This is a genomic window from Porphyromonas sp. C0041D3 (assembly GCF_056590575.1).
Genome location: NZ_JBWPWJ010000014.1, coordinates 1 through 19,142, shown reverse-complemented (window position 1 = coordinate 19,142; position 19,142 = coordinate 1). Strand labels below are relative to the sequence as shown.

Genomic DNA, 19,142 nt, shown 5'->3' with positions numbered 1-19,142 from the left:
TCAGAGTCTCTCGCGGATGTGCCGTGCCACCTCCTCCAGCTCCTCGTCCGTCATGGAGACATGCTCGCCGTGGAAGTCGGCATCGCTCTCGCTATTGATCGGGATCAGGTGCAGGTGGGCATGATTGACCTCCAGCCCGAGGACGACGGCAGCCACCTTGCGGCAGCCACTCATCTCCCGGATGGCAGCGGAGATCTTCTTTGCGAAGCTCATCAGGCTCGCCAGCTCCTCATCGCTGAGGTCAAAGAAGTAGTCCACCTCCCGCTTCGGAACTACGAGCGTGTGACCGGGACGGAGGGGGTTGATGTCAAGGAAGGCATAGTTGTGCTCATCCTCGGCGATCTTGTGGCTGGGGATCTCTCCCCGGATGATTTTGCTAAAGATGGTCATGGCGTAGGGTAGACTTAGATATTGATCTCATCGATGCGGAAGGTGAGCACACCAGCGGGCACCTCGATCTCGCAGATGTCTCCGGGCTTCTTGCCGAGGAGACCCTTAGCGATCGGGGTGGAGATGCCGATCTTGCCCTCCTTATTGTCCGACTCCGTATCGGAGACGATGGTGAAGACGCGCTGCTGCTTATTCTTCATATTCGTCAGCGTCACCCTGCTCAGGATACCCACCTTGGAAGTGTCGATATTGGCGGTGTCGAGGATGCGGGCGTTGGCGAGCTGCATACGGAGCTGGGCGATCTTATCCTCCAGCACCGCCTGCTTCTCCTTAGCGGCGGAGTACTCGGCATTCTCGGAGAGGTCGCCCTTCTCGCGCGCCTCGGCGATCTCCTGGATCACCTCGGGGCGGTCTATGCTCTCCAGCTTACTAATCTCTTCGGAGAGCTTCTTGTAGCCCTCCTCGGTCATATAGATAAAGTCCATAGTTTTTTATACTAAGTGCTATGAATGGTTTCCCTTAAAGTCAGTCCTGACGCAAGGACCATCGGAGCAGCCCGGCAGACAAAAAGGAAACAATCCCAAGCGGCACTCCGCCTGGAATCGTTGCTCCGTCTGCAGTCCGGAGGCTCCGCTCCGATCCCGTAGTCAGTCTCTGTGTATGAGGTCTGTAGCGGTCACGATCGACCCCCTCAGAACCACCACAAAGGTACGAAAAAAATGCCGTCCGGTCTATCCTCCTCCTCGCCTCTGGGTCTGCGAGTGTCTCTGCGTAGCTCAATGCAAAAAGGGGTGACTTCAAGATCTTGAAGTCACCCCTTTTTGCTATCAGTACTGCCTGCCTTACTCAGGCAGACAGGTGGTCGGATCAGAAGCCATTGAGCCGGAGGGCGAGGGTGTCCTCGTACTGGGTCTGTGCCTCCACGAGCTCCCGGCGCATCCGGTCGATGATCTCGCTGTAGGCGGGGTCGTCGTAGACATTCTTCATCTCGTGCGGATCCTCCTGCAGGTCGTAGAGCTCCCAGAAGTCCCGGTCAAGGTAGAAGTGGATCAGCTTGTATCGCTCATCGCGCACTCCGTAGTGACGCATCACGCTGTGCTCGGCGGGGTACTCGTAGAAGTGGTAGTAGATCTTGTCCCGCCCGGGGAGCTCCTTTGCCCCCTTAAGCAGCGGGACAAGGGACTCACCCTGGATGTCCTCAGGGATCGCCACACCGGCGAGCTCGAGGAAGGTGGGTGCAAGGTCGATATTCTGCGTCAGCTCCTCAATGGCTCCTCGAGCATCGAGCCCCTTGGGGAGATGCATCAGAAGCGGGTAGTGCATCGACTCCTCGTACATGAAGCGCTTGTCAAACCAGCCATGCTCCCCCATGTAGAAGCCTTGGTCACCGAGGTAGAGGACGATGGTCGTGTCCCAGAGCCCCTCCTCCTTGAGGTAGTCGATGATCCGTCCGACGCCCTCGTCGATCGGGTGGATCACCTTGGCGTAGTCGCGCATATAGCGCTGGTACTTGTACTCCATCCGCTCCCGGTCAGTCACCTTGCTGTCCCAGTAGTAGTCCGCCATGGGGCGGTAGAAGGCGAGGAACTTATCCCTATCCTCCTCGTCCATACCGGAGAGGATCCACTGGTAGGTCTGCGAGTAGTGGGTCGGGTGGTCGTCACGGAGGAGCTTGCAGTCGTAGGAGGGGTCCATGTGCTCCCCGATATTCATCTCCGCGCGCGCGGCTGCCGGTCGTCCGGCGTAGTCATCGTAGAAGTTCTCCGGTAGCTTGAAGGTCACATCCTCGTACAGATCCAGATCCTCGATGCGGGGCATCCAGTTGCGGTGCGGCGCCTTGTGCTGCACCATAAGCATGAAGGGGCGACTCTTGTCCCGGCTGCGGAGCAGGTCGAGGCTCTTGTCCGTGATCAGGTCGGTGACGTAGCCCTTCTCCTTTACCGTATCATTCGGAGCGGTGATGAAGGCGGGGTTGTAGTAGTCTCCCTGACCCGGCAGGATCTCCCAGTGGTCGAAGCCCTGTGGGAGGGAGTGGAGGTGCCACTTGCCGATGATGGCGGTCTGGTACCCGGCCGCCTGGAGCAACTTGGGGAAGGTCTGCTGGTCGCCGTCAAAGACACCGTGCTCGTTATTCGTGAAGCCATTCTTGTGCGAGTGCTTCCCCGTCAGGAGGCAGGCGCGGGAGGGTCCGGAGATGGAGTTGACGACGAAAGCGTTGTCAAATCTCACCCCGTCCTCCTCGGCGAGCCGGTCGATATTGGGCGTCTCGATCTCGCCGCCATAGGCGGAGATCATCTGGGAGGTATGGTCATCGCTCTCGATGATCAGGATATTGTATCGGGTCGGGGTCTCGTCCTTTGCCTTGGTGGCGCAGGCGGTAGGCAGTACGATGCCGGCCACGGCACTGAGCCCCGCCGCTGCCCGATAGGCGCTATTCTTCTTCATAAGTCTGCTGGTGTTGTATGCAAAACTAAGGTTTTTGAGGGGAACAGCAGACCTCATCATCGTGATCGGGATCCCCTTAGCTGTGGAGGGAGACGGCTCTTTTCGCTATATTTACTGACACCTTAGACCTGCACCCTATGAAGATTATTCACACCGCCGACTGGCATATCGGGCATGAGCTCTACGGCTACGACCGAGAGGAGGAGTTTGGCTACTTCTTCACTCAGCTTGCCGATCTGATGGCGGAGGAGCAGCCTGATGCGCTCTTAGTGAGTGGGGACGTGTACGACTCGTATATGCCCTCCAATGCCGCTGTCAAGCAACTCAATACCGCCCTGCTGAGCCTCCACGAAGCCTCTCCCGAGACGGAGATCATCCTCACGGCGGGCAATCACGATAGCGGTCTCAGGCTGGAGGCTGCCGCGCCGCCCTGGCTCTCCCACAGGATCCACCTGATAGGCACGATCGACCCTACTCTTGAGCGCAATCGCATCGAGATAGAGGGGAAAGGAGTGGTGATGGCGATCCCCTTCTGCTACCCCGCTAATTTTCCCCACCAAGAGAGTGATAAGGTAGAGGAACGACAGAAGAGCTTTTTCCAGAGGGTAAGCGAGCAGCTGAGCAAGGAGAGCCTGCCGACAGTCCTAATGGCGCACCTCTACCTGTCCGACGCCCGGCTCAATGGTAACCGACAGTCCCGCGACATCGTGGGAGGCAGTGAGGCGATGCCCCTCTCTGACGTTGGCACCGGATACGACTACCTGGCGCTCGGGCATATCCACAGGCGACAGCAGCTGAGCAATCAGGCTCACTACTCAGGTTCGCCACTGCCAATCTCCTTTGATGAGCCGGCGGAGCATGGTGTGCTGGTTGTGGAGCTGGATAGGGGGAAGACTCCAAGGGTAGACTTTAGGGCTCTGGCTACTGCCCGTCCCCTTCTCACCCTACCTGAGCAGGCGGTCTCCTACAGTGATGCAATCGATCTGCTTCGCACTATGGACGCTGATGAGCAGGCTTACATCCGGCTTCACGTGCTGGGGGAGCCTGATAAGCCACTCCCCTTTGACTACCTCGAGCAGGCCACTAAGGCTCTCGAGGGGAAGAGTGCTCGGTACTGCACCGTCATGATGGAGTACCCCGAGTCGGTGGCAGCGGAGAGAGTGGAGCAGCGTATGGTCAGCCCCGACGAGCTGAATACCTACTCCCCGCAGAGGATCGTGGAGATGTACCTAGAGGAGCATACGGACCTCTCTGAGGAGGGGCGACAGGAGCTGCTTGACCTCTTTGGCACCATTGATGAAGTATGTAGCCAAGCAGGGATAACGATATGATACGACTGAAAACTTTAGAGATCCACAACCTTCTCTCCCTCGAGGAGGCGAGGATAGACTTTGAGAAGGACTTGGGATCAAGTGGTCTCGTGCTTATCTGTGGCAATACCGGCGCCGGTAAGTCGACCATCCTTGATGCGATCTGCCTCGCCCTCTATGGGTGCAGTCCTCGTCTCAGTCGGAGTAAGTCAGAGAAGTATACCTCAGGGGAGGAGGTCTTCAGCTCGGGTGACGTCGCTCAGCTGATGCGACGTGGCACCGCGTATGCCTCCTGCTGTCTCACCTTTACGACCACATCCGAGGACAAGTACAAGGCCACGTGGAGGATTCGTCGTGCCAGAGGTAAGCACGATGGAGCCCTTCAGCCACCCCAAAGGTCTTTCGTCGATAAAGATGGTGAAGTGATCACCAAGGGGGTGAAGGAGGAGATCGAGAAGGTCGTCGGACTCTCGTACAAAGACTTCTCCCAGACTGTTTTGCTGGCTCAGGGCGACTTTACCCGATTTCTTTTCAGTGACGAGGGTACACGCTCCTCGATCTTGGAGCGGCTCACAGGCATGGAGGAGTGCTCAGACTATGGTAAGAAGATCTACCGGATCGCAGACCACTACAAGCAGAGGTATGATCAATGTAAGAGTGAGATAAAGTCTCTGGATCCGCCTACTCCGGAGCAGGTCTCAGCATGCGCGCAAAAGCAGAGCGAGCTGGAGCATGAGATCAAGAAACTTGCCGAGGAAAAAAGCAGTCTGGACGAGCAGATGAAAGTCTGCAACGACATAGAGCATCATCAAGACACTATAGAGAATTGCGACAAGGAGCGGGTGACCCTGAGGGATGACTATGCCCATAGACTGGGAGAGATAGCGAGCATCCGAAGTATCTCTGAGGCTAAGGAGTTTGAGCAAAAAAAGATACAGGATGAGCTGTCTGAGCTCTCGGAGCACATCCCCATGTACGACAAGGCTGATAGCTTGGCTAAGTCACTCAAGGATCTCTCACGCAAGCGAAGTGAGTGCACTCAGACAATCGAGAAGAAGAAAAAAGCCTATCAAGAGCGAAGGCAGAGCGAAAGGAAGCTGAACGAAATACAAAAAGAGCTCCAAGACATAGAGCAGACAGCTGAAGAAAAGCGGAAAAAGAAAGCAACGCTTCAAGACAAGCTAAACGCCCTCAATGAGACAGATCTGCGCACGCAGAAGGAGTACTTGACGGACCTCAAGTCTGCCAATGAAGCATCCCGGGAGCTGCTTGATCTCAATACTAAGAAAGCGGATGCAGAGTCAGAGAGCAAGGACTCTGAAAAGGAACTTGAAGAGGCTACGAAAAAGCTGGAGAGCGATCGCAATCGATTGGACAAAATGAAGGCATCGGTTGGAAACTTTGCCAAGAGTCTCAGGCTTGATCTCTCTGTGGGGGATCGATGCCCTGTCTGCCATCAGATTGTCCATGAGGTGCCTCGGGATGAGGACTTGGAGGAGTTGCTTCGTCCCCTCAAGGAGGGGTACGATGCCTCTCTCAAGCAGCAGGAAGCGGCAGAGACTGATTTTAATGAGAAATCTCTCAAGGTCGCTGACCTCAACGGCCAGATCAAGAGCAAGGAGCAGGAGATCAAGAAATGGCAGAGCAAGCATCCTGGTGATTTCCCTATCGGTCAGTCAGAGCCTGAGATCGAGAAGAGGCTTAGGGACATCGAGTCAGGTCTGGATAAGATCAATAAGAGCCTGCAGGAAGTCAAGAACCTTAAGGACGAGCTCGATAAGGCAGAAAAGGCGGTTGCCGATCTAGAAAAGAAAGCTACGCGCAAAAGAGAAGAACAAGAGAAGGAGAGGAGTACTCTGGCTACTCGGCAAAGCATTTGCAAGGAGCACAGCACGACCTGCAAGTCACTTCGCAAGGATATCGCCTCGCTGACTAAAGAGCTGCTAGAGGGGCTCACCTATCTGGATACAAAAGAGTTGCTGCAGTCCGATCTCAATGAGTTGGCAGTGAGCCTGACCAAAGAAGCTCAGGACTATCGCTCTAAGAAAGAGACATATGCTGCTATGGAGAGTGAGATCGGTAAGCTCTCCGACAACCTCCGGCTTATGGACAAGATCGTGTCTGAGAGACTGAGACCCGCCTTTCCTGACACACTACCTACTCCTGTCACAGCCGGGAGTGAGCCTGCCCCAACGGTCGTCTACGATGCCCTCATACAAGTCCGCACGGATCTCGTTAGGTCTACCGAAGACAAGAGGAAGTCCGAAGAAGCGCTAAAGTCTCTTAGAGAAAAACACCCCGGTCTGGATAAGCTTACCTCCTCCTCTATACAGTCGAGTATCGATGAGGTCATAGATAAGATGCAAACGAAGCGCAGGGAGCAGGGAGATGCTGATGCTACCTATAGGGAGTACAGCGACAAACTTAAGAAGCTCACCGAACTCGAGGGAAGGAAGAAGGAGCTGAGTGAGAGGAGGCAGAAGTGGAAGACTCTCTCCGACCTGCTCGGGGATGCGGAGGGGAAGAAGCTACGGGGTATTGCACAGGGCTACATCCTCAGGTATCTGCTGGAGTCGGCCAATGAGTTTTTGGTCGACTTAGGAGGCAAGTATCGCCTCACGACCACGTCCTTGTCATCGGCCATCCTTGTTGAGGACCCCGAGACGGGTCAGCCTCCTCAGAGCGTGACGATCCTGTCGGGAGGCGAGAGCTTCATGGTGGCGCTCAGTCTCTCTCTTGCACTCTCTCGCCTGCGTGGAGAGAGTGTGGTGGACACCCTGTTCATCGATGAGGGCTTTGGTACGCTCGACCCTAAGAGTCTGGACCAGGTGATGCAGGCTCTGGAGCAGCTGCACGAGCGGATGGATCGGCGGATCGTACTCATCAGCCACGTACAGGCGCTCAGGGAGCGCATCGCTACGAGGATCGAGGTGGAGCCGAAAAATCGCACCCTTAGCGAGCTAGTGATGGTACGAGACGGACAGAGGGTGAATAGGGGCAGTGATCAAATGTTGTTTGCCCCAAATGTATTACATTTGTAATACCTATCGATAACGAATATAGAAAATCAGGTTATGAATAAGAGATATTACTCCAGTGGTCCACACAAGAGAGTCCTCGTCACCGGTGCCGGTGGGACCATTGGCTCCCGGGTACTTAGGGGCTTTGTGCGCTTCCGCCCCGATGTGGAGGTGCGAGCCTTTGACCTCGCCACCCCGCAAAATCGCGATCTCTTCGATCAGCTGCAGGGGCACATTGAGCCCTTCTATGGAGACATCACCAAGCCGGAGACACTCGTGGAGGCTTGCACGGGAGTGGACTACGTCGTCCACCTTGCTGCGATCATCCCTCCGGCTGCGGATCAGAATCCTGACCTCGCCAATAAGATCAATGTCGAGGGAACCAATAACCTCCTGCAGGTATTGAGGGCTCATGCACCGGAGGCGTTCATCGCTATGGCCTCCAGTGTCTCGGTCTATGGTGATCGGGTCAAGGACCCGATGATCCGAGTCACCGACCCCGTGCAGCCCTCCGAGGGGGACCACTACGCCCAGACTAAGCTCGCTATGGAGCAGCTGATCCGGGAGTCGGGGCTGCGGTATACCATCTTCCGTCTCAGTGCCATCATGGGTGCGGAGAATCACACGATGTCGGGGATCATGTTTCACATGCCACTCGATACGACGCTGGAGATCTGCACCCCGGCCGACACCGCCCGCGCTTTTGTCAATGCGCTGGATCACCTGGACGAGCTGGATGGGCGCATCTTCAATCTCGGGGGCGGAAAGGAGTGTACCACCACCTACAGGGAGTTCCTGACCCGAAACTTCAAGATCTACGGGCTGGGCGACTTCGACTTCCCGAGCAGGGCTTTTGCTACGAAAAACTTCCACTGCGGCTTCTTCGCTGACGGGAAGGATCTGGAGGACATTGTCCACTTCCGCACCGACACGCTGGCAGACTACTACTACCAGCTCAGTCGCCATATACCCGGCATTCAGAAGCTTGCCACCAAGGTCTTCTCATCGGCTGTCAGGAGCTACCTCCTCCATATCAGTGAGCCCTATGTCGCCTGGAAGACTCAGGACGTCACGATGATGCGTCACTTCTTCCGCGATGAGGACCTGACTATGGAGTGACCCTATAGACCACGATACAAAGGGGGGGGCTGTGCCGGGTATCCGGTACAGCCCCCCTTTTTTTATCCCTCTGTCCCGTCAGTCGATCGCACCCGCCGGCACCTCGGGGAGGTCCCTCAGCCCGGCGCGCAACTCCTCATCGGTGGGCGAGCCACCGGTGAGCGTGTGGCGGATGTACTGCTCGTAGGCGGATATCTCGAGCTGACCGTGGCCCGAGAGGCAGAAGAGGATCGTCTCAGCCTTCCCATCCCTCTTGCACCGCTCCGCCTCGCGGATCGCTCCTGCGATGGCGTGGCAGCTCTCGGGGGCGGGGATGATCCCCTCCGTCCGGGCAAAGAGCATGCCGGCACGGAAGCTCTCTATCTGATCCACATCCATCGCCTCTATGTAGTCGTCCCTGAGCAGCTGCGAGAAGGCTGACCCACCGCCGTGGTAGCGCAGTCCTCCGGCGTGGATGGCTGAGGGGACGAAGCTGTGCCCCAGCGTGTACATCGGGATGAGCGGGGTGTAGCCAGCCTCATCACCATAGTCATAGGCGAAGCGCCCTCGCGTGAGCTTGGGGCAGGAGCTCGGCTCCACCGCTATGTAGCGAGTGGTGGCACCATCGCGGAGGGTGTGGCGAAGGAAGGGGAAGATCATCCCGCTGAAGTTGGATCCGCCACCGAAGCAGGCGATCACCACATCCGGCCGCTCTCCTGCCAGCGCCATCTGCCGCTCCGCCTCCAGTCCGATGACCGTCTGGTGCAGTCCCACATGGTTCATCACCGACCCGAGGAGGTACTTGGTATTGGGCGTGGTGCGTGCCAGCTCTATCGCCTCGGAGATCGCCATGCCTAGGGAGCCGGGGTTGTCGGGGTCTCGCGTCAGCACATCCTTCCCCGCGCGGGTGCTCATACTAGGCGAGGGGGTGAGCTGAGCGCCGTAGACCTGCATCATCGTCCGGCGTGAGGGCTTCTGCTCGTAGCTCACTCGTACCTGATAGATGGCGCACTCCAGTCCGTAGATCCTACTCGCAAGCGAGAGGGCGCTGCCCCACTGACCGGCGCCGGTCTCGGTGGTGACGTTGGTGATGCCCTGCTCCTTGGCATAGTAGGCCTGGGCGAGGGCGCTATTGAGCTTGTGCGAGCCGCAGGGACTACCGCCCTCGTCCTTGAAGTAAATGTGCGCCGGCGTGTCCAGTGTCCGCTCCAGCTCGTAGGCGCGTACGAGTGGCGTGCTTCGGTACATCCGGTACTTCTCTCTCACCTCCTCCGGTATTGCTATCCAGGCGTCTCGCTGATTGAGTTCCTGCTTGGCCGACTCCTCGACAAATATCGGGTAGAGGTCCTCGGCAGTGATCGGTTGGAGACTCTTCGGGTCGAGCATGGGGAGTGGCTTGGTGGACATCTCTGCCTGGATATTGTACCACTCTGTGGGGATCTCGCTCTCGGGGAGGATGATTTTCTTTTGCTTCATAATGTATGGAAAAAATGTGTCTCGGGATAGGATCTTGCAGCGATGAAAGGGGTGCAAGGTCCCATTGATATGGAGGTAAAATAAAGGAGCAGGAGACAACCGGCGTACCGGATGTCTCCTGCTCTTGTATGGTATCGGGATTTCTCTCCCGTCCCTATGAGTCTCTTAGATCATACCTATAGAGACATCAGCAGTCCTGCTCCGGTATACCGTCGTATATCGGCGCCACCACCAGCGATTGAGCGTGCTGCTCTGCGGTCTGAGGGCAAGGACTGACATGGTAGGGTCTTGGATTAGCGAAGCTTGAAGGTCACAGGGAGATTGAAGCGGCAGCGAACCGGCTTACCAGTCTGCATACCGGGCTTCCACTTCGGCATAGACTCCACGACGCGGACGGCCTCCTTATCGAGAGAGGGGTCTACACCGCGGGCAATCTTTACATTGGAGACAGATCCGTCACGCTCCACGACGAAGCTGACCATTACCTTACCCTGGATGTTATTCTCAGCGGCGATAGCCGGGTACTTCACGTGGTCATTGAGCCACTTCAGCATAGCGGTCTGACCGCCGGGGAACTCCGGCATCTCCTCGAGGAACTCGAAGATCTGCTCCTCCTCTACCTTCTCCTGCTTACGTCCCTGCTGTGCAGGTGCCGGCGGAGTGAAGGTCTGCTGCAGCTTGTCGAAGGAGTCGTCCACAGAGGCGATCTCCACATCGGCAACCTCGACGTCATCCTCGACGACCTGGAGGATCTCCACATTCACCGGAGCCTCCTCGGGCTCGGGGGGTGGGGGAGGGGTCTCGTCGGGTGGCGTGATCATAATGTCCTCGACTTCCTCGATGACTGCGTCAGACTGTACATCGTCCACCTTGACGTCGTGCGTACCCCACTCAAAGGCTACAAACACGAGACCCAGGGAGACGAGCAAGCCCATCAAGAAGTACGTGCCCTTGTTTTTCTCAAGGTCAGCACGCTTAGTCTTCTTGACCTGACGGTCCTCGACGTTCATGTTATTGCTCATGCTACTTGTAAGTTATAGAGTTTTTTGTTGGTTTCGTCATACTCCTCCGCAGTCGAAGCTACGGACTTGTCCACAAATGTACTCTTTTTATTGAGAAAACAAAGCACATCCGGGGGAGAAATACTTTTTTTACCTCCTACTACCGCTATATATCGATATGTAGTAAAGCAGAGTGGCAAGCGATCCCACTGCCGCAATCACGTAGGTGTAGGCAGCGCTACGTAGCGCACTGACGGCGTACTTGTGGTCCTCAGGACCAGTTACCCCGCTTCGCTCCAGCCAGCCGAGAGCGCGTCTACTCGCATCGATCTCCACCGGCAGGGTGACGAAGCTGAAGAGCGTCGTCGCGGCAAAAAGGATGATCCCGAAGAGGAGCAGCTGGGGGAAGACCCGCACTAATAGCAGTCCGGCAAGCAGCACGAAGCTTAGGATATTGGAGGAGAAGGTGACCACAGGTACCAGAGCTGTCCGCAGGCGGAGCATACTGTACCCCACATGGTGCTGCAGGGCATGCCCAGTCTCGTGTGCCGCTACGGCAGCGGCGGCGACGCTCCTCGAGGAGTAGACCCCCTCGCTGAGGTTGATCGTCCGGTCGCCGGGGTTGTAGAAGTCTGTCAGCATCCCTTGCGTCGGGCGCACCTCCACATCGGTGATGCCACTCTCGCGAAGCATCTTCTCAGCCACCTCCTTGCCGGTGAGTCCGTCGTGGAGGGGGATCTTGCTGTACTTGCGGAATTTTGACGTCAGGCTCTTCTGGATGATCATCCCGACGATCATCACCACGAAGAGGAGGATCCAGAGGAGTGTGCTTGTGGAGCCGGTCATGGTCGATCAGATCTCTCTCAGGATGATGGTCTGCTTGCGGTCCGGACCGACAGAGACGATGGAGATGGGTGCCCCCAGCTCCCTCTCGATGAAGCGCATGAAGGAGGTGAAGGCCTCCGGTAGATCCTCAGCTCGGGTGATGCCGGTGAGGTCGCACTTCCAGCCGGGCAGGGTGGTGTAGATCGGCTCGATCTCGGCATTGATGTCAAAGGGGTACTCCGTCGTCTCCTTCCCATTGACCCGGTACTTCGTGCAGACCTTGATCTCCTCGAAGCCTCCCAGCACGTCGCCCTTGGTCATGATCAGGTCGGTGACACCGCTGAGCATGGTGGTGTACTTGAGCGTCACGAGATCGATCCAGCCACAGCGGCGCTTCCGTCCGGTGACCGCGCCGTACTCGTGTCCCACGCGGCTCATCTCGTCTCCGGTCTCATCGAAGAGCTCTGTCGGGAAGGGCCCCTCGCCGACGCGGGTGCAGTAGGCCTTGAAGATCCCAAATACCCGACCGATCCGGGACGGTGCTACGCCGAAGCCGGCACAGCAGCCCGAGGCGATCGTGGTGGAGGAGGTGACGAAGGGGTAGGAGCCGTAGTCGATGTCCAGCAGGCTACCCTGCGCCCCCTCGGCGAGCACATGCTTGCCCTCGCGGAGGGCGTCATTGACAAAGTACTCGCAGTTGATCAGCTTGTAGGCTCTCAGCTTCTCGATCGCGTCGAAGAACTCTCTCTCCAGCTCAGCAAAGGAGGCCTCCTGGAGAGGGTCGTGACCCAGCAGGTCGCACAGCATGCGGCGATGACGCTCCCGATGAGCCTCGTACTTGGCGCGGAAGTCAGGGGTCTCGATGTCGCCGACGCGAAGTCCGTTGCGACTGATCTTATCGGTGTAGGTCGGTCCGATGCCCTTGCCGGTGGTACCGATCTTTGTGCTTCCCTTGGCCTGCTCATTGGCAGCATCGAGGAGACGATGGGTCGGCAGTATGAGGTGGGTCTTGCGAGCAATGCGCAGCCGCTCGTGGAGCACCACGCCGGCCTCCTCCAGCTCCTCGGCCTCCTTGGCGAAGAGGATTGGGTCGAGCACCACACCGTTACCGATGATATTGACAGACCCGCTCTGGAAGACTCCCGACGGCACAGATCTCAGGACGTGGGTCTTGCCCTCGATCTCCAGCGTGTGACCGGCATTGGGGCCGCCCTGGAAGCGTCCGACGATATCATAATGGGGGGTCAGCACATCGACCACCTTTCCCTTTCCCTCATCGCCCCACTGCAGTCCCAGCAGGACATCTACCTTATTATCCATAGCTCAGTATCTATTCTATCTTACTATATCTGTGAGTACAAATATAGCAATTTCGCCACTCTTTCATCCGCAAAGGAGTCGGAGAGGGCGAAACGCTCTCTCCGACTCCTCTCTCTCTTGCCGGTGCCGATAGACCTACTTCGCTATCACTTCCACCCTCTCCTCCTTGAAGTCCAGTCTCAGTGTGATGAGGAGAGGACCCCTGTCCGGACGCTTGATGATCTTGTCGCCGATCCGTATGCTCTGCAGCACGAAGACGCTGTCCATAATGTATCCCTCCCGTCCGTGAGCGAAGGTCATGGTGCACTCGAGGGGAATGCTCTGAGTCTTGTAGGCAATCTTGATCCGTGACTTGACGGTCCCCTTTCTCTCTCCCTTCATCACGGAGGAGGGAATGGGTGCCATGAAGTTGATGTAGCAGTCATTTCCCTTGGTGACAAAGGAGTAGGGGATCCGGCTGCCGCCTCGCTCGGTATCAAAGATCATCAGATCTCTGACCAGGGCATCGTTCATAACTGGCTTCCCCATCCAGTCCTCCAGCCGGATCGCCACGTGTGTATCCCTGACCCCTTCCGGCTCGTGCATATCGATCGGCTCGCGGCTCCCGTCCTTGCAGGAGAGCAGTGAGGAGAGGACGATCAGTCCGAGGGATAGTCTGAGGATAAGGTTTCTCTTCATGGGATAGTGCTTGTTCAGTGGTTGGTATGTAGCCGGGAGAGGTGATGACATAGACGATCGGCTCCTCTCACGACAAAGGTAGGCAATAATCCTATCCCAGACCGCTCTTTTCTAATACCGATATTAGAGTCATCTAATATCGGTATTAGATGACTCTAATATCGGTATTAGATCCGGAGGACCCCCACGTGCTGACAGTCAGGCTCTCGCGATGCGGTCCGAGCAGCCACTCAGCGGACGGTGAAGCTGATGCGCCAGGTCGCCATAATGGCGAAGCCCTGGAGCCGCATCGCTGTGTAGTCGTTGGTCCGCTCGTTGTAGGTCATGGCCATGACGTTGCGGTAGTTGGTGACATTCTGCAGGTCGAGGCCAAACTCCTCCGTGATCCGTCTCCCCGGGTGGCGGAAGCCCAGCTTAATATCGGTCCGAAAGTAGGGCTTCATCCGGAGGGTGTTACTCTGCTCAGCATCGAGGACGGGGCGCTTCTCGGCTGCAGACTGCTCCCTCAGGAGTGGTGTGTAGCGCATACCTCCGGCGACGGTACTCTTGAGGTCTGCCGTGAGTGTCCACGACTTGCTGAGGGCGTACTCACCGCCGCCGGTGAGGTTGAGGATGTACCCGCCGTCCATCGCCGTGTGCCACCGCTTGGAGGAGGCACCGGTGGTGTAGGTGGAGCTGAAGAGGGTCGCATTGGTGAGGAGGTAGTAATCCTTGGAGATAAATTTCTCCAGCGTCAGCTCCACACCGACGTTTCGCCCAGTGCCGCGATTGACGAGACTTGGCAGCGGGACGATGCTGTTGTCATCCGTGACCCCGACATTGAGCATACTCCAGGCGGAGGTGGGGTCCTGCTGCACCGGGATGTCAAAGAGGTGCTGGTAGTAGCCCTCCACCTTGAGATGCCAGTTGGTGGCAAAGGCCCAGTCGTAGTATGCGTCCGCATGCCAAGCACGTGACGGCTTGAGGTCCCTATTGGTCTCCTCACCCGACCCGGGGATGCGGGCGAAGTAGAAGGTCCTCGGCTGTAGCTGGCTGTAGAGCCCTCCCGCCAAGCCGAGGATATGGGATGGTGCCGGCTCATACATAAGTCCCAAGCGTGGCTCGAGAGTCTTATATATATTGAGTGTAGTCATCATGCCGTGGAGACCTGCGGTGAGTGCCCAGCGCTGGGAGGGCTTGTAGCGGTACTGACCATAGAGACGCACCACACCAAATCGCCCCTTCTCGCTTACCGTGCCCGCATCCGTTGCTATCGGTATGTCAGCGTGGTAGTCCACCTGATAGATATCTCCTGTCGCTCCCGCCACCACGAGAGAGGAGAGGTCGGGGTGCCAGGTGAGGTCGGTGTGGAGGGAGTACTTGATCTCCTTGGAGGTGTCCTTCATCACCTGCTCGTAGTTGTCGGTCAGCTCTCCACTCTCCTTGAGTTGCTTCCTGACGTCGAGGTCAAGGGCGGTACGGACGAGAGAGAGGGTGGTGCGCTGCTGCACCTGCTTGCTCCACCGGGCATCGTGGGTGAGGCCGATGATGAGATTGCTACTGCCCTCGTCGATGAGCTGATTGTAGCTGTCGAGCGCCCCCTCATCCTCGATGTCGATCATACCGTCCTCGGACGTTACCAGCATATCCGTATTGATCTTGATGAAGCTCTTCCCCCAGAGAGTCATGAGGGAGAGACTGTGCCGGTCGTCGGCGTGGAGGGTGACCTTGGCCGTCAGGTCCTGATACTCCGGCACGGCGGGGAGCTTCATCAGCTTCAGTCCGCTCATAATCCGCGGAACGGAGTAACGGTAGGAGATGAGGTAATTGGACTCGCTCCCTACAGGGATTGGTCCCTCGAGTCCCAGCTCCAGACCACCGTAGCCTGTCTGCAGCCAGCCCTCGTGGTGTGCGGTGTTGCCGGGGCGCATCGTCAGGTCAAAGATGCCAGAGAGGGCGTTGCCGAAGGGGGCCGGCCAGGCACTGAGGTGGAAGTCAGAGTTGGTCAGCAGGTTGGTATTGATCATCGAGACCTGCCCGCCAGTGAGACCGATCCCAGCATTGAAATGATTCAGGTTGGGCACCTCGATGCCATCGAGGACCCACTGCAGGCCTATGGGGCTATTGCCACGGATGATGATGTCATTGCGGCTGTCGTTGGCGGGCATGACGCCGGCAAAGCTCCGCACCATACGTGCCGGGTCTCCGAGCGAGGAGGCAAAGCGGTAGGTCTCATCGGTGCTGAAGCTCCGCCCCCCGGCGAAGCTCAGCGGGTCGAGCGTCTTGCTCTTGTCGTAGGGAGCGGAGACCACCACCTCACCCAGCACGACATCCAGGGGCTCCAGCTCTACATCGAGGACCGTCTCCTTGGTCGGCATCACGGTGACCGACAGCTCGCGGCTCAGGAAGCCGATGCTCCGCACCTCGATCGTCTGGCGCCCGATGGGTGCACGGAGCTCAAAGGTCCCGTCCTCTCCCATCGTGGTGTAGACCAGTGGGTCTGTCCCCCGAACAAGGATCGTGGCGGCAGTGATGGGTGCATTGGGATTGGCGCTCGTGATCCTACCCCTGACGGTCCCCTGCCCGAGGGCGACCAAGGGAAGGAGAAGGAGGATGCCGAGCAGCAGGATGGCTTGACGACTGAATGACGACATAGCAGTACTATTCTGAGTGATGTGTTCCGATGACTTAATGCCCCAAAGTTCGCTCCTTCTTATGACAAATTGGTTTCTTTTCCGTTACAGATTCAGGCCTTTTCAGGATTAAGCGTTTCTCCGAGAGTCATCCGATGTGAGACTACTCACTAATGGTCAACCATCCCCGACCCTGCTGCAAGATGCTGATGCGCATTAGTGTATGACTATATCAGGAAAATAGTGTATTATTGCACGCTCCCAACCAAAGAAGCAGAGCAGGATCAAGGGATATGTCCAATAGAAAGAAGCCTTTGCCCCGAGGCGAAGCGAAGTCCAAGCGGATCATCAAAGTCGTCACCTGGAGTCTCCTCGTGGTGGTGATGGTGCTGGTCGTCCGCTTCGTCGCCTCGGTGGACTTCTCTGCGCTGGGGGACCTGCTCCGAAAGACTCCGGTGATGCTCCCCTTAGTCGTCCTGATGTCCTTTATCTCCTATGCGGCATCTAATGCTGCGTGGAATCTCTGTCTCAGCGTCGGCGGGGAGCGGAGCCTGCCCTTCTGGAGGCTCTTTATCTACCGACTGATAGGTGACATGCTCGCGCCTTTCAACCCCACCGGCGTGGTTGCCGGTGAGACGGTGAAGGTGATGCTGATGCGGCGCGATGGGATCTCTGTCGAGCACGCCCTCAGCTCGGTCCTCACCCATAGGGGGCTAGTGATCCTTGCCAATGTCCTGATGACGATCGTGTCAGTCTTCTATATCCTGATGGGGAGTTCGATCCGTGGGACGCAAGGCGTACTGGTCGCTCTCGGCACGGTGGCGGTGATGGCCTTTATCTTTTATGGTCTCTTCCGCCTGCTCGTCCATCCGCGGTTGCTGATCGGCCGGACGGTGGACAGCCTTGCCCGGAGGACACACTGGTCTCTCCTCTCCGAGGAGCGGATCCGCAAGACCTACGCTGCCAATCTCGAGGCGGCACGGTTCTTTCACCGACACAAGCGTCGCTTTTGCCTCACGCTTGGGCTCTGTATGGTCCACTGGGTCTTCGGAGCAATGGAGTTTTTCGTCATTTTCACCACACTGGGGCTCCACGTCACGGTGATGGACGCCATAGCCGTGGAGATGGGCGTGGGGATCTTCAAGACCCTCGGCTCGGTCATCCCCGGACAGCTGGGTATCGAGGAGTACGGGAATAAGGTGATGCTCGACCTCATTGGTGTGCAGAGCAACGAGGTGTGGCTCGCTGCCTCGCTTATGAGACGAGGGCGTCAGCTCTTCTGGCTCGCTGTGGCGGGGATCGCCTCACTCGTGGTCTATCGCCGTCACCCGGTAGCACGGAGAGGGGAGTAGACCTTTTTTACTATGAACTACTCTGACATCCCATGATCGGAATGAAGCCTGAGATCCTTTGTATCTCGCATAAGTATCCCCCCTCCACCGGAGGGATGGAGCGGCAGAGCTATGAGCTCATCAAGGGGCTCAAGACCTACTATAAGGTCCACTCCTTTACCTATAAGAAAGGAGATCAGCCCAAGGTGGTCTGGCTCGCCGCGCTCAAGCGACACATCATGGAGTGCCTCGAGAGCCATCCCGAGATACGGCTGATCCACCTCAATGACGGGGCGATGGCCTCCGCCTCGCTCTGGATGCAGAAGGAGCTCGACATCCCTGTCATCGTCACTTATCACGGGCTTGACGTCACCTTCCCGCTGGACTTCTATCAGGATAAGCTTATCCCCAAGCTGGAGCAGTACAGTGCGGCAATCTGTGTCAGCGAGTACACCCGCCAGCAGTGTCTCAAGCGAGGATTTGACCCCGAGCACACCTATACGGTGCCAAATGGCGTCGATGTGTCGCTGGCGGATAAGCCTGATCGCCGGGAGGAGATCATCGAGGAGCTGCTGTCGCGAGGGGTAGACGTGCGAGGCAAGCGGGTGATCATCGCCAGTGGTCGCTCGGTGAAGCGGAAGGGCTTCTCGTGGTTTATCAAGAATGTGTTGCCCTCTCTCGGACCCGATGTGGTGCTGCTGATGACCGGCCCTCGGCGGCAGGAGCAGTCCTTCATGCAGTCCGTGACACGGTACATACCATGGAATGACCTGCGACTCTTCCTCGGGGCACCCACCGATGAGGCAGAGCTGGACGAGCTGCTGGAGACGACCCCCGGCGTCTATCACCTGGGGCGGGTCTCCTTTGAGGACCTCATGTCGCTCTACTCGCTGGCGGACCTCTTCGTGATGCCCAATATCCCTGTCGAGGGGGATCAAGAGGGGTTTGGCCTCGTCGCTCTTGAGGCAAGTGTGCGGGGGACCTGGGTCGTTGCTTCAGGCATAGAGGGCATCACCGAGGCGGTGATCGAGGGTGCCAATGGCACTCTCCTGCCGCCCGAGGATCCCGACCGCTGGGCCGCCAAGATCCGAGAGCTCCTCTCGATGCCACAGCAGGAGCTGGCAGAGTGGGGTAGGCGGGGACAGTCCTACACCACCGACCACTTCTCCTGGGGCCGTATGGTCGACGGCTACAAGGCCGTCTTTGACCGCTACATTAAGTAGCGAGATCCATAGCCATAGTCCTTTTTTTGCCCTCCACGCCTCTTTGTTTCTTGGCTGAAGGGACTATTCTTGGTGTCACATAAAGGACATAACCCAAGCCCTGTCTCGTGTGCCCAAGCGAGATGATCAGATTGAGTGAATTTCTTTTCGGATTTTTTCTGTCTGTAAATCAAGACGATACATGTGTGAGGCGCATTAATTTTGATGGCAAATGCGAGAGAGGGCTTGCAGGAAGTAAGAAATGTTGTACCTTTGCACTCGCAAAGCCGAGAGGGGTACGCTCCTGAGGCTCCGGCAGAGGTCGGGGTGAGCGGATCGGGAAAAAGAATTTTCCAGGTTGCTTGCAGGAATGAAAAACTTTCGTACCTTTGCACTCACATCACCGCCCGAGGGGCTGGGGATGCTGAAAAAGA

General features: G+C 57.4%; 14 protein-coding genes. 5 read left to right on the top strand and 9 right to left on the bottom strand.

The window, feature by feature from the left end:
• The 3 genes from AC1EKE_RS07945 to AC1EKE_RS07935 all read right to left on the bottom strand — a co-directional run bounded on the left by AC1EKE_RS07945 (position 1) and on the right by AC1EKE_RS07935 (position 2,835).
• Entirely contained in the window at positions 1-390 is a 390-nt protein-coding gene (locus AC1EKE_RS07945) for an HIT family protein (RefSeq protein ID WP_480308985.1), read from the bottom strand.
• Positions 391-404: 14 nt separating this feature from the next.
• Complete coding sequence (gene greA / locus AC1EKE_RS07940; RefSeq protein ID WP_480308983.1) at positions 405-875, bottom strand: transcription elongation factor GreA; 471 nt, start codon at positions 873-875, stop codon at positions 405-407.
• A 382-nt stretch (positions 876-1,257) separates the two neighbouring features.
• Positions 1,258-2,835, bottom strand: a complete 1,578-nt coding sequence (locus tag AC1EKE_RS07935; RefSeq protein WP_480308982.1) for a sulfatase family protein — start codon at positions 2,833-2,835, stop codon at positions 1,258-1,260.
• 137 nt (positions 2,836-2,972) lie between these two features.
• On the opposite strand from AC1EKE_RS07935, the gene AC1EKE_RS07930 reads away from it, so the two are divergent.
• Genes AC1EKE_RS07930 through AC1EKE_RS07920 form a run of 3 tightly spaced genes read left to right on the top strand, consistent with a single transcriptional unit; the run spans position 2,973 to position 8,284 of the window.
• Positions 2,973-4,166 carry a metallophosphoesterase family protein gene (locus AC1EKE_RS07930; protein ID WP_480308981.1) on the top strand — a complete coding sequence of 398 codons (1,194 nt, stop codon included), beginning with the start codon at positions 2,973-2,975 and terminating at the stop codon, positions 4,164-4,166.
• Positions 4,163-7,186 (top strand): AAA family ATPase, encoded by a 3,024-nt coding sequence (locus AC1EKE_RS07925; RefSeq protein WP_480308979.1) that lies wholly within the window; start codon positions 4,163-4,165, stop codon positions 7,184-7,186. The genes AC1EKE_RS07930 and AC1EKE_RS07925 overlap by 4 nt, the downstream gene beginning before the upstream one ends.
• Positions 7,187-7,219: 33 nt before the next feature.
• Complete coding sequence (locus AC1EKE_RS07920) at positions 7,220-8,284, top strand: NAD-dependent epimerase/dehydratase family protein (RefSeq protein ID WP_296163248.1); 1,065 nt, start codon at positions 7,220-7,222, stop codon at positions 8,282-8,284.
• A 78-nt stretch (positions 8,285-8,362) separates the two neighbouring features.
• Here the strand turns inward: AC1EKE_RS07920 and AC1EKE_RS07915 are convergent, their stop codons facing one another.
• The 6 genes from AC1EKE_RS07915 to AC1EKE_RS07890 form a co-directional block, all read right to left on the bottom strand.
• A complete protein-coding gene (locus AC1EKE_RS07915) occupies positions 8,363-9,739 on the bottom strand; it encodes a TrpB-like pyridoxal phosphate-dependent enzyme (RefSeq protein WP_480308978.1) in 1,377 nt (458 codons plus the stop codon).
• A 293-nt stretch (positions 9,740-10,032) separates the two neighbouring features.
• Positions 10,033-10,761, bottom strand: coding sequence for an energy transducer TonB (locus AC1EKE_RS07910; RefSeq protein WP_480308976.1), 729 nt, complete (start codon positions 10,759-10,761; stop codon positions 10,033-10,035).
• A gap of 129 nt (positions 10,762-10,890) precedes the next feature.
• Positions 10,891-11,586 carry a zinc metallopeptidase gene (locus AC1EKE_RS07905; RefSeq protein WP_480308975.1) on the bottom strand — a complete coding sequence of 232 codons (696 nt, stop codon included), beginning with the start codon at positions 11,584-11,586 and terminating at the stop codon, positions 10,891-10,893.
• Positions 11,587-11,592: 6 nt separating this feature from the next.
• On the bottom strand, positions 11,593-12,885 hold the full coding sequence (locus AC1EKE_RS07900) for an adenylosuccinate synthase (RefSeq protein ID WP_296158829.1): 1,293 nt from the start codon (positions 12,883-12,885) through the stop codon (positions 11,593-11,595).
• A gap of 135 nt (positions 12,886-13,020) precedes the next feature.
• Positions 13,021-13,563, bottom strand: coding sequence for a hypothetical protein (locus AC1EKE_RS07895; RefSeq protein ID WP_296158830.1), 543 nt, complete (start codon positions 13,561-13,563; stop codon positions 13,021-13,023).
• A gap of 230 nt (positions 13,564-13,793) precedes the next feature.
• The gene (locus tag AC1EKE_RS07890; RefSeq protein ID WP_480308974.1) at positions 13,794-16,196 is read right to left on the bottom strand and encodes a TonB-dependent receptor; all 2,403 of its coding nucleotides are present in this window, start codon (positions 16,194-16,196) and stop codon (positions 13,794-13,796) included.
• Between the two features lie 272 nt (positions 16,197-16,468).
• Here AC1EKE_RS07890 and AC1EKE_RS07885 point away from each other — a divergent pair, with 272 nt between their 5' ends.
• Both AC1EKE_RS07885 and AC1EKE_RS07880 read left to right on the top strand, forming a co-directional pair.
• Positions 16,469-17,527, top strand: coding sequence for a lysylphosphatidylglycerol synthase transmembrane domain-containing protein (locus AC1EKE_RS07885; RefSeq protein ID WP_480308973.1), 1,059 nt, complete (start codon positions 16,469-16,471; stop codon positions 17,525-17,527).
• Between the two features lie 32 nt (positions 17,528-17,559).
• A complete protein-coding gene (locus tag AC1EKE_RS07880; RefSeq protein ID WP_480308972.1) occupies positions 17,560-18,729 on the top strand; it encodes a glycosyltransferase family 4 protein in 1,170 nt (389 codons plus the stop codon).
• Positions 18,730-19,142: the final 413 nt, after the last annotated feature.